We start from the raw sequence: 11,793 nt of genomic DNA on the forward strand, positions 1-11,793 counted from the left end.
TATCATCATGAAAAAAATAACAATAAATACATTTTTAGGCTTATTAGTTCTTTTAATGTTAAGTCGTTGCAACAATGACTTTATGGAGCGTTATCCATTGGACAAAATAACAGATATAAATTACTGGCAAACAGAAAACGATTTAACTCTATATGTAAATAATTTCTATCCAATATATGTAGTTGGATTTGGATTTCAATGGCAAGATCAGACTATCCAACCTAGGGGTGTAAACGTCGGGATGACCGTTTATGGGGATATGCTATCTGATAATGCAGCCCCCTTATCTCAAAACCTCTACTCATCGAATTTGTACACTTCCTATTTAACTAGCGATAGCAAGGCTATCGGTTATAGTTATGAAAATATTAGATCTTTGAATATTTTTTTGGAAAATTATAATAGAGTTCAAATTGATCAGACAATAAAAAATCGATACAAAGGCGAAGTCTTATTTTTTAAAGTATATGACTATTTTGACAAGTTAAAAAACTGGGGTGAAGTTTCATGGTTAAGTAACTCATTACAGACAAATTCTGAAGAGTTATATCTTCCAAAAACTTCTCGAGAGGAATTGTTAGATTCAATGATTACAAATTTAGATCTAGCAATAGAGTATCTACCTGAGGGAGGTTCAGAGTCAAATAATAGAATTAACAAGCAAATGGCATTATTTCTAAAGGCGCGTATTGGTTTATATGAAGGCACATTTCGCAAATACCATAATGTGGCGAATGATGCAAATAAGTTTTTGGAATATTGTGTTGACGCATCTGAAGAAATTATGAGTGGAGGCAAATACAATCTAATCCAGGGAGATAAAAATGCTGTATACTATAATCTGTTTGCTACAAACACGTATGTCGGTAACACTGAAGTTATTCTAGCAAGAGAGTATTCTACAGCTCTTTCTTACGGATCGGCATTTAGTCGTTATTTTACGCAGAATTTAAGACATCAATTTGGAGCTACCAGAAGTCTCGTTGATGATTACCTGTGCGAAGATGGTTTGTCAATATCGTCAAGTCCATTATTTTTGGGCAAGGAATCAATCACATTGGAATTACAAAAACGAGATCCTCGGTTAACACAAACTATTGCAAATTACGGGACATATAATTTAGCTGTAGGCGTTTCGCAAGGAGCAGATAATGCGCCTTATCCAAATCTGCAAGGGATGAGTGGAAATAAATGTCCTACTGGCTATCGGCTTGCGAAATGGTGGTACAATAACCCCACTGATTGGAATGCTACTACAAATGGTCAACAGGCAGGTTTAATGTGGAGATATGCAGAAGTGCTGTTAAATTATGCAGAAGCAAAATTTGAATTGGGTGAAATCTCTCAAACAGTTATAGATAACACGATTAACAAATTGAGAGATCGGGTTAAAATGCCTCACTTGATTATCGGTAATGAACCATCTGACACACGACTTGATAATATTTATACGACGTATCTAGGCGGAACTATCAATGCAACATTAAGAGAAATTAGAAGAGAACGCAGGGTAGAGCTAGCGTTCGAAAATACAAGATGGGATGATTTAGTTCGCTGGAAAGCAGGGAAATTACTTTAGGTACCAGTTGAAGGAATTAAGTTTGTCCAATCTGAATATCCCAAATTGACGATTAACAAAGATGTTTTTGTCAGTAATGAGGGCTTTATTAGGCCTTATGCTCAAATCTTGCCAAATGGCAGAGTCTTTGAAGACAGACAATACCTTTTTCCATTTTCGATGACTGAACTAATTTTAAATCCAAAACTAGTTCAAAATCCAGGATGGGATAAACCCTAATCAATATTTATCGATTTGAATGCAGTTAGATTTGAAGAGTTCTAACTGCATTTTTTTACGTATTGTTTTTTTAAAAATATTAGTTAATCAAATCAATTGATGAAAAATTAATTGACGATATACAACTAGTTATTAAAATACTATTCCCAATACGAAGCAAAATTAATACTCGATATTACATCTAAATGTTTAATTTTATAGCTTTTAGGATTGACTATACATGACAAAATATTTTTTAGTTGCTTATTTCTTTTTAATTTCTGCTGCTACCTATTCCCAAGAAAAAATAATCTTAAGCGGTTTTGTTAAAGACGCTGGCTCAGGCGAAAGCTTGATTGGCGCCTTGATTCAACAAGAAGGAACGAATAATGCTACGAGTAGCAATAGTTATGGTTTCTTCTCATTAACGCTAACGAATCCCAATGCCAAAGTTAGCTTTAGCTTTATAGGATACGAAACACAAGTACAGGATTTAAAGCTCACGAAAAACAGTCGAATTACGGTGGAATTGAAAGCTAAGAGCAATGAGATTGACGAAGTTGTGATTACAGGAAATCAGAAGAATGGTAACGTGACAAGCCCACAAATGGGAAGGGTTAATTTTACCATGGAAGAAATTGCAAATGTTCCCGTAGTTTTTGGCGAAAAAGATATTTTAAAAACGATACAGTTGCTTCCCGGCGTAGCATCGGGAGGAGAAGGAACTTCGAACTTCTATGTCCGCGGTGGCGGTTCAGATCAGAACCTAATCCTGTTGGACGAGGCTACCGTGTACAACGCCGCGCATTTGTTGGGTTTCTTCTCAACATTTAATTCAGATGCGATCAAAGATGTAACCTTATACAAGGGAGGAATTCCCGCTCAATATGGAGGAAGAATATCCTCTGTTTTAGATATTTCGATGCTTGACGGAAACAACAAAGAATTCGGTGTCGAGGGCGGTTTGGGATTGATTGCTTCTCGGTTGAAAGTCGAAGGGCCAATTGTTAAAGATAAAAGTTCATTTATGCTAAGCGGGCGGAGAACCTACGCCGATCTTTTCTTAAAGCTTTCGAACGATGAAAAAGTCAATTCAAGCAAGTTGTATTTTTATGATTTGAATGCAAAAGCAAATTATAAATTCAATGATCGCAACACCTTGTATGTTTCTGGTTATTTCGGAAAGGATGATTTGAGCTATTCTGATTTATTTAGTTTCGATTGGGGAAATGCAACGGCGACTGCGCGTTGGAACCACATCGTGAACGATAAATTATTTAGCAACACAAGTTTGATATACAGCGATTTCAGTTACAATGTCAATGTCAATAGTGACGATACAGATTTCACAATCGCTTCTAAAATCAGAAATTTTAATTTTAAAGAGGATTTCGCGTATTATGCGACTCCGGTCAGCACATTTCGCTTTGGATTGAATGTTTTGCATCAGAAGATATCTCCTGCAAGCATTGATTCTGGCGACGATTCAAACGTAAATTCCATCAGCGTAGATTCGCGTCAGGGCTTGGAAGCAGCTGCATACATCTCACATGATTGGAAACCTTTGCCTCGCTTAGGCGTTATCTATGGTTTGAGACTGACGAATTTTTCAGTGTTAGGTCCAGGAACTTTTTATCAATTTGATCAAGATGGAGAAGTTCGTGACCAGAACAATTACGGAAGTGAAATTGTGAAAAACTATTTGTATTTAGAACCAAGGCTTTCACTGAGCTATCAGATAAGCGATCAGAGCAGTGTGAAAACCTCCTTCAATCGCATTGTTCAGAACCTGCACCAATTGACGAATACAACTTCAAGTCTTCCGACTGATCAATATGTTGTTAGCAGTGAGAATATTAAGCCTCAGATTGCGGATCAAGTTGCCATTGGTTATTTCAGAAATTTCGCGAATAACACCTATGAATTCTCGATGGAAGCATATTACAAATCCATGCACAATCAAATTGATTTCCGAAATGGAGCTGACTTGCAGGCAAATGCTTATTTAGAAGGCGAACTCCTTTATGGAATTGGAAGATCATACGGTTTGGAATGGTATTTTAAAAAGCAGAGAGGGCGATTGACGGGTTGGCTAAGCTATACCTTAGCAAAATCAGAGCGTCAGTTTGACCAGATTAACGAGGGAGAGTGGTTTAATGCGCGTCAGGATAGAACGCATGATATTTCGCTTGTCGGCATATATGACTTAAGCAAGAAATGGACTTTAGGTGCCACCTTCGTGTACAACACCGGAAATGCAGTCACATTCCCTAGCGGAAAATATGTGGTCGATGGACGGACGACATACTATTACACAGAACGCAATGGTTATCGCATGCCTGATTACCACCGCCTTGATTTATCGGCGACCTATGACCGCAAATTAAAAAATAAGAAGTTTAGCTCAAGCTGGACTTTCGGTGTCTACAATGCTTATTTTAGAAAGAATGCATACATCATCGACTTTAGAGAAAGCGAGGATAACCCGAATGTCACTGAAGCTTATAAAGTAGCTTTATTCGGGATCATACCTTCTGTTACTTGGAATTTTAGATTTTAATAGATGAACTTACAACGATTATATATTTTTCTGATAGCATTAGTAATCTTCACATCTTGCGAAGATATTATTGAAATCGATTTGAATACAGCGAATCCAAAAGTGGTGATTGAAGGCGATATTTCGAATATAAGTTCTGCTCAGACCATTCGCGTTTCACGCACGGTAGCTTTCACTGCTACCATCAACAGCGAGCCAATAGATAATGCCTCTGTGCAAGTCCGGGATCAGTCTGGACGTAATTATGTCTTCAGTTATGTTGGAAATGGAAATTATCAGAATAATAACTTCATGCCTACGGCAAACAACACCTACAATTTAACAGTCGCTATCGATGATGAATTATTTGAAGCCAGTTCTCGCATGTATGATTATGTGGATATTGATTCCATCGGTTTGGTAGAAGAAAACCTATTTGGGACGGATTATTATTTTATCAATTTAAAATTTACAGATCCGATTAATCAAGCTAATTATTACAAATACAATTTATCGGTTAATGGTAAGCCATTTCAATTCAGTACCGTGTTTAATGATAAATTTAACGACGGATTGAATGTCACGCATCAGATTACGAACGCAAATAATGATTTAGCTTTGGGCGATTCCGTTATTATCCGCAGGCAAATAATCGACCAGAATGTGTATAAATATTGGAGTGACCTGCAGTCGATAAACCCGGGTTCAGCGGCGCCAGCAAATCCAAAATCAAATATTAGCAATGGTGCGCTTGGCTATTTCAGTGTCAGCAGTGCAAAAGAATTTGGCTTAACAATTTTTGGATTATAAGGTTTCAAAAACGTAACCTCTTGATAGCAATGTCTCTATTGCTTTCGGCAAAGCATATTCAACGCGCGGGACAGCTTTAATGTTGTCATGGAATACAATGATGGATCCATTTTCTGTATTGTCTAGAACATTCTTCAGGCATTTTTCAGGACTTAACGATAAATCGAAATCACCGGATAATACATCCCACATAATGATTTCGTAATCTTTTTTAAGTTCTTTAAGCTGGGATTTTTTAGCGCGCCCGTAAGGTGGCCTGAAGAGATTTGTCTGCGTAAGTCGTTGGCATTTAGCTATGTTTTCTAAATAATCATCATTCTCTTCACCCCAACCTTTTAAATGGTTGTATGTATGGTTTCCGATGCGATGGCCTGCGTTTTTTACATTCTCAAATATTTCTGGATGCTTCGCAACGTTTTCCCCGACGCAAAAAAAAGTGGCTTTGATGTCGTATTTTCTTAAAACTTCCAAAACATAAGGTGTCAGTTCCGGGATTGGTCCATCATCAAATGTTAAGTACACTTTTTTCTCTTTTCGTGATTTATTCCAAGTGAGGCCTTGATAATATAAACGAAGAGCAATGGGTGATTTAACTAAATACATATTGCAAATTTGAAATTTTTAGTTGAAATTTAAGTAACAAATACTTCATATTTTCATAAATGCAGTAAAGAATGAAACGGTTTTTTGAGTTTTTCTCTATAACTCGCTCAGAACGCAATGGTTTTTACGTACTTTTTTGCATTATCCTTTTACTCATTTTTATTCCTGTTCTGTATCAAAAATTTACACCTAAATCAAATCCATCTTACACATTAGTTGAGTTTCCAGAAGAGGAAAAAAATGATTTTCGCTATGCTGACAGCAAGAATCATTATGATTACTCGAAACGAGAAAGTACAGCGAAGAATAATCATGTAACCTATTTCCCATTTAACCCCAACAATCTTCCAGACAGTTCTTGGCTAAAATTGGGCTTAACACCAAGACAAATAGCCGTTATCAAAAACTATGAAAAGAAAGGAGGGAAGTTCTATAAGAAAGAAGATTTGGCTAAAATCTATTCAATTTCAGAGAAAGACTACGCTCGCTTAGAACCTTACATCAATATTCCTTCGAAGAATTCCGAAGTTCCCATTCCAGATAAAAAGATTGAAGTCTATCCATCAAAAAGTTCAACGGTCCGAATCGACATAAATTCAGCTGATACAACTGACTGGAAACAATTAAAAGGCATCGGCAGTTCGTATGCGAAACGAATTGTCAATTACAGAATTGCTTTGGGAGGATTTTATAAAGTCGAACAACTTAAAGAAGTGTATGGTTTGCCAGAAGAATTGTATCAGCAAATCTATCCGCAGCTATTCGTTGGCAATACTGGAGTTTCTAAAATCAATATCAATTCCGCTGATTTGGATATGCTGAAAAAGCATCCGTACATTTCAAATAAAGAAGCTCAGTTGCTGGTCAGTTACAGAACGCAACATGGTGATTATAAATCGATGGATGATTTAAGAAAGATTTTAGCGATAAATGAAAATTTTTTTCTTAAAATTGAGCCATATTTGGCATTTTAAGGATTTACATGTTAGAAGAACAATTAAAAGCATCCATTCGCGATGTGGAAGACTTTCCTCAGGTAGGCATTACTTTCAAAGATATCACCCCGATTTTAAAAGACCCAGAACTTTGTCATCAAGTTGTTGTTGAATTTGCAGAGCAACTAAAAGACATTGAAATTGATGCAATCGCAGGAATTGAAAGCCGTGGTTTCTTATTTGGTTTTATGTTGGCCAATTACATGAACAAACCATTTATTCCAATCCGTAAACAAGGAAAATTACCCTACAAAACAATTTCGGAATCGTACAAATTGGAATACGGACAAGCAACAATTGAAATTCATGACGATGCATTTGAATCTGGGCAGAAAATTTTAATCCATGATGATTTATTGGCTACAGGTGGTACTGTTGTTGCGGCATCGAAGCTTATCGAAAAATTGGGTGGTGTGGTTGCGGGCTATTCTTTTGTCATCAGCTTAGATTTCTTAAATAGCCGAGGCCGTTTGACACGGTTCAGCGATCAGATTGTTACTTTAGTAAGTTATAACCAATAAATAAAAAATTATGGAATGGATATCGGATCCTCAAATTTGGATTTCTTTTTTGACACTGACAATACTCGAGGTTGTTTTAGGTATTGACAACATCGTTTTTATTTCGATTCAAAGTGCCAAGCTTCCGCTCGAACAGCAAAAGAGAGCACGTCAGATTGGATTGTTGCTTGCTTTGGTCATGCGGGTTGGACTCTTGTTTTCGATCAAATGGATCATGGGTCTTACCGAACCTTTTATTCATTTTGGGAAAATTTTCGGGATTGATAATCCGGATTGGCAAAGGTACTTGGAGCTATCTGGAAGAGATCTGATTTTATTTATTGGTGGACTTTTCTTAATCTATAAGAGTACAACGGAAATCCATCATAAAGTGGAAGGGCATACGGAGGTTGTCAAAAAGAATGCAAAACCAATGACGTTTACCCAGGTCATTATTCAGATTCTGATTTTGGACCTTGTTTTTTCGTTAGACTCTGTAATTACCGCAGTCGGAATGGTGGATCAAATAGGCGTAATGGTAGCCGCAGTTATTGTTGCTGTTACAATTATGTTGCTTTCGGCAGAGAAAATATCTTCGTTTGTTAATGATTATCCATCGGTGAAAATGCTTGCTTTGGCATTTTTGTTATTGATTGGTGTGTCGTTGACTGCCGAAGCTTTCGATCAGCATATTCCAAAAGGTTATATTTATTTTGCAATGGCATTTTCAGTTTTGGTAGAATGGTTAAATATTCGATCCGAAAAGAAAGCAATTGCCGCGAATGAAGAAATCGCAAAGAAATAAAACTATCAGAATTCGGTTGAAGATTACCCAATAGTTTTCAACCGAATTTCTTTTAGTCTTCTTTTTTCTTCATGTCTTTTAACAGGCTGTAGCCAAAATAAAAGATAATCAAAATCCCAGTAAATATCCCTATCCACAAAATTACTTTCCCCGAATTTTCATTCAAAGTTTGGTCACCCTGTTTGATAGAATTGTTCGACGATAAACTTCCTATCGAAGCATTTTGCAAACTATCGCTCAAAGCTAAGTTCATTGAGGCGATATCATAATCCGGACTTGTCCAGTTCGTGTCAACCGTCAGCTGATAGATTTCATTATGCTTTAATTCCGCAATAATTTCGACTGGAATTTGATACAGCATAACTTCGGTTATCGACAATGGCTGGTTGTCTCGATCGTCTATCGATAGAAAAATTTTGTCGCTGATGGTTGAGTTTGTCGGGAAAAAGGCTTTTTCATTTGAGTTGATCATAAATTCCGTAATAGGTTGCTGATAAACGGAAGTTTTGTTTTTAACTGTGCGATTCGCATTGACGAAAAGTGTCGCATTTCGCTGATATTGTTTTGGATTAGTAATCGTTAATTCAATGAAGTCAATCGGTGCTTTGTTTTTTAGCGTTATATCAACAGTAGATTGTTTTTTCTCGCGATTTTGTTTTGTTTCAAAGGACACACCAGTAAGCAATTCATACCTGATTTTCTCCCGTTCAATAAAGTTCTTTCCAATCGCTAGGATATTTAGCGGACTCGAATTCTTATCGTCCAATTTAATCCGAATGTATTTATACGATGTCAATGGAAAAGAAATATTCTTTTCGGTATAAGTTTCATTGATAGAAGTCAAATCATCTAAATAGCCGGAATTCAAAACAGCATACCAAGTCGATTGATCATTGCTTCCATCGATCTGATAATTTTTTGTAGCCGTTGTATTTGAAATTTGTAATGTAAGTGAATTAATCTTTGATTGCTCGCTATTTTCCAAAAGAATAAATGTGGCGCTATCTGGAAGGATTTGCGTATTAATGGACGAATTTTTTATAAATACGATATTACTTTTCGACTTTTGTTGCACATAAGGAACTTCGTTTCCATTCTGATCCAAGATCCGAACCATCCCCAAGTTATTTCCGATAATTGACCGGATATCTTGCGGAATTTTAATTTTCTGATAACCATCGGTTTGAGCCGGTCGAACAGCTGCGCTATAATCTTGTGCGAAGAGTGCACATGAAAATAGGATACAAGCGATTAAATTAATTGTCTTTTTCATCTTTGGGAGAAGGATTGTCAATGACTAATTTTTTAATTTTTTGGTACACGAAAGAAATGATTAAAATCACGATTCCTAATAAAATAAAAGCAATAATTTTACCTGTTTCGGATGCATCCTGAATGTCGTAGATAAACAATTTCAATATCGTAACGCCTAACAAAACTAAAGCGACAATGCGGATGATTTTTGAATTTTGCCGTACACCATAACTCAAGAATCCGAAAGACAAAATTCCCCAAAGGATTGGCAAAATGACTTTTAGATAAACAGATTTTGTGTCGTAATACTGTTCGGTTGAATCAGCAAAAGATTGAATGGCGATGTAAATTTCTTTGCTCAGCAGAAAAACAACCAAAAACGACAAGGCCCAAACCATACTTTTCTTTGTGAAAAACTTTGGAGTCAAACTTGATTGAGTATCTCTGACCAAAATCCAAGCTTGATAAATCAAACATGTGACCGACATCAAATGAACAAAAAATCCTGTCGGAAATGCATAAACCTCATCATACAATTGATAATAGATTTCGCTGATGATAATGGACGAGCCGAACAGCGCATAAAACGCACAATTGAAAAACGCCAAATAGTAGGCGAGGTTTCGATTGACTTCAATAGATTGAATGCCATAGAACACAATCGCCGTCGTATAAAGCATATGGAATGCATACAGATAGGTATTGAGAAATTGAGAGTACTCAAAATAATTTATTAAATCTAAAATGGGAACAATGTATCCTAAGACCAACGCTGTTGCCAATGCTATCTTGCGATACAATATTCCATCAAAGTTCAGCTCGTAGAAGCTAAACGAGAAATTATAGACTTTAAATAATTTGTATGAACCAACCAGCGAACCGATAACTAGTAGTCCAGTCAAAAAGAGTCCATTGAAGAATAGCATATCGTTATTTCCATAGCTTAACCAATCCATCGACAAGCTAATAATGGAAAGAACCTGAACGATAACCCCAGCAATTGTAAATCCGCGCATATTGGATTTGCTACTTAACCAGAATAGTAAGTACGCTTCGCAAGCCCAAAACATCGTGATGTAATTGCCGCTAAATTGAATGGGAATGGTAAGCGTTGCCATCGTTAGGGCAATACCTATCAGAACATAAACGATTGTGTAATCGAATCGATATTTCTTGTAGAGAATGCCTGCATAGACTAAATTGTAAGCTCCTAATCCTATAGCGAACAAACCTTTGCTATTTGGTGCAAAGTATTCAAATGCATAGGTGCTGAATCCAAAATAAAAGCAGGTGTTAACCAAAATAGCAATGATTTCGTAAGTAGAAAACTTTGTTTTTTCTACTGTATTGTTTAGCGCAAATGCGATACTGAAAATGATGTAGAAGACGGTCGAATACAAAAATGCGTTTCTTGCCACTACTGCGTCCGAAAAGTCGGCAGAAAAAAACCATCCTGCGTATATAAATAAGGTGCAGACAAATGCGGTAAAGTTTACCCAATTCCAGCGTTTATAGTAGGAAATAATAAGCATTCCCACATTCAATATCGCTAAATAGCTCAATAGCACATGGTAATTTCCTTCACCCGTACTGACCATAAAAGGCACGCCAAAACCTCCAATTAGAGCTAAAACGGCCAATTCCTGCCGGTTATAAGCGATGGATACAAATGCACTAAATGCAGTAATGCAAATCATTATTATAAAAGCCGTCGTTTGGCTGAACAGCTGATAATCATGAAATGCGATGCCGATGGTTAAATAGAATACAGCGATTCCGCCGGCTACAAATACCGAACTAAAGGCTTGAAATTTAGTTCGCAAGCGGTGAGCGAGCGTCAATAATATACCGCCACAAAGAAGGCCAATGCCGACGCGAGCCGGTTCATTTATCCAATCGCGGTCGATTGCATATTTTACAAAATAACCAATTCCCAACACCAAGATTAAAATCCCGATTTTATTGATTAGGTTTTCGCCGATAAATTTTTCGACATCAGGATTGTCTTGTTTGAATTTTGTAAACCAGCTGATACGCTCTGGCTCTGGAATAAATGGTTTTACAGGTTTTTGTAAATTGCGTTGCGGAACTGCAGCTGGAATTGACTGTGTAGCTTGGACGACAGGCTTTTCTTCTTTTGGATTTTCAGTCGGCAAATCTTCAAAACCCAGAACGATTTCTTTGGATTTTGCGGGCTCGATTTTTTCCTCTGGAGTAGGCAGGGGAACCTCCTTTATAATTTCTTTCGGCTTGAGCTCTTCGGCAGGTTTTTCAGCTGCTTTTTGACTAAGTTGTTTCTTTAACGATTCAACTTCCTTCTGAAGATTTCGGATATAAGCCTGAACATCGAATATTGAATTTTGTAAATGTGTGATTGTAGACCTCTGGGTCGTCAAGAGAAATATAATCGCAACAACTCCTATAATGATTAATATATCCATGTATTAGTTTATTATAATTGATTACCGTACTTAATCAAATTTAAACTAATATTCCGATTTTTATTAAGA

At 36.7% G+C, this 11,793-nt stretch carries 10 protein-coding genes; 7 read left to right on the plus strand and 3 right to left on the minus strand.

The annotated features are described in order from the left end of the window. The first annotated feature begins 7 nt into the window (after nt 1-7). The 4 genes from C4F49_RS16270 to C4F49_RS16285 all read left to right on the plus strand — a co-directional run bounded on the left by C4F49_RS16270 (nt 8) and on the right by C4F49_RS16285 (nt 5,126). Nucleotides 8-1,579 carry a RagB/SusD family nutrient uptake outer membrane protein gene (locus tag C4F49_RS16270; protein ID WP_196936893.1) on the plus strand — a complete coding sequence of 524 codons (1,572 nt, stop codon included), beginning with the start codon at nt 8-10 and terminating at the stop codon, nt 1,577-1,579. A 45-nt stretch (nt 1,580-1,624) separates the two neighbouring features. Continuing rightward, a complete protein-coding gene (locus C4F49_RS18215; protein WP_196936894.1) occupies nt 1,625-1,798 on the plus strand; it encodes a RagB/SusD family nutrient uptake outer membrane protein in 174 nt (57 codons plus the stop codon). 220 nt (nt 1,799-2,018) lie between these two features. Continuing rightward, a complete protein-coding gene (locus C4F49_RS16280) occupies nt 2,019-4,337 on the plus strand; it encodes a TonB-dependent receptor (RefSeq protein WP_196936895.1) in 2,319 nt (772 codons plus the stop codon). A gap of 3 nt (nt 4,338-4,340) precedes the next feature. Then, on the plus strand, nt 4,341-5,126 hold the full coding sequence (locus tag C4F49_RS16285) for a DUF4249 domain-containing protein (protein WP_196936896.1): 786 nt from the start codon (nt 4,341-4,343) through the stop codon (nt 5,124-5,126). Here the strand turns inward: C4F49_RS16285 and C4F49_RS16290 are convergent. Further along, nucleotides 5,121-5,729, minus strand: a complete 609-nt coding sequence (locus C4F49_RS16290) for a polysaccharide deacetylase family protein (protein WP_196936897.1) — start codon at nt 5,727-5,729, stop codon at nt 5,121-5,123. The two genes, C4F49_RS16285 and C4F49_RS16290, sit on opposite strands and share 6 nt — an antisense overlap. Nucleotides 5,730-5,800: 71 nt before the next feature. Between C4F49_RS16290 and C4F49_RS16295 the strand changes: the two genes are divergently transcribed. From C4F49_RS16295 to C4F49_RS16305, 3 genes are read left to right on the plus strand one after another with little or no spacing between them, the layout of a single operon-like run. Further along, nucleotides 5,801-6,703: a ComEA family DNA-binding protein gene (locus C4F49_RS16295; RefSeq protein WP_196936898.1), complete on the plus strand. Its 903-nt coding sequence runs from the start codon at nt 5,801-5,803 to the stop codon at nt 6,701-6,703. An 8-nt stretch (nt 6,704-6,711) separates the two neighbouring features. Next, the gene (locus C4F49_RS16300; protein WP_196936899.1) at nt 6,712-7,245 is read left to right on the plus strand and encodes an adenine phosphoribosyltransferase; all 534 of its coding nucleotides are present in this window, start codon (nt 6,712-6,714) and stop codon (nt 7,243-7,245) included. Nucleotides 7,246-7,255: 10 nt separating this feature from the next. Further along, on the plus strand, nt 7,256-8,029 hold the full coding sequence (locus C4F49_RS16305) for a TerC family protein (protein WP_196936900.1): 774 nt from the start codon (nt 7,256-7,258) through the stop codon (nt 8,027-8,029). A gap of 52 nt (nt 8,030-8,081) precedes the next feature. Here C4F49_RS16305 and C4F49_RS16310 read toward each other — a convergent pair whose 3' ends face one another. Together C4F49_RS16310 and C4F49_RS16315 are read right to left on the minus strand one after the other, a co-directional pair. Beyond that, nucleotides 8,082-9,302, minus strand: coding sequence for a DUF3999 family protein (locus tag C4F49_RS16310; RefSeq protein ID WP_196936901.1), 1,221 nt, complete (start codon nt 9,300-9,302; stop codon nt 8,082-8,084). Continuing rightward, the gene (locus C4F49_RS16315; protein WP_196936902.1) at nt 9,286-11,724 is read right to left on the minus strand and encodes a DUF2339 domain-containing protein; all 2,439 of its coding nucleotides are present in this window, start codon (nt 11,722-11,724) and stop codon (nt 9,286-9,288) included. The genes C4F49_RS16310 and C4F49_RS16315 overlap by 17 nt, the downstream gene beginning before the upstream one ends. Between the last annotated feature and the right edge of the window lie 69 nt (nt 11,725-11,793).

The sequence above is a fragment of the Sphingobacterium hungaricum genome, from assembly GCF_015210005.1.
GTDB lineage: Bacteria > Bacteroidota > Bacteroidia > Sphingobacteriales > Sphingobacteriaceae > Sphingobacterium > Sphingobacterium hungaricum.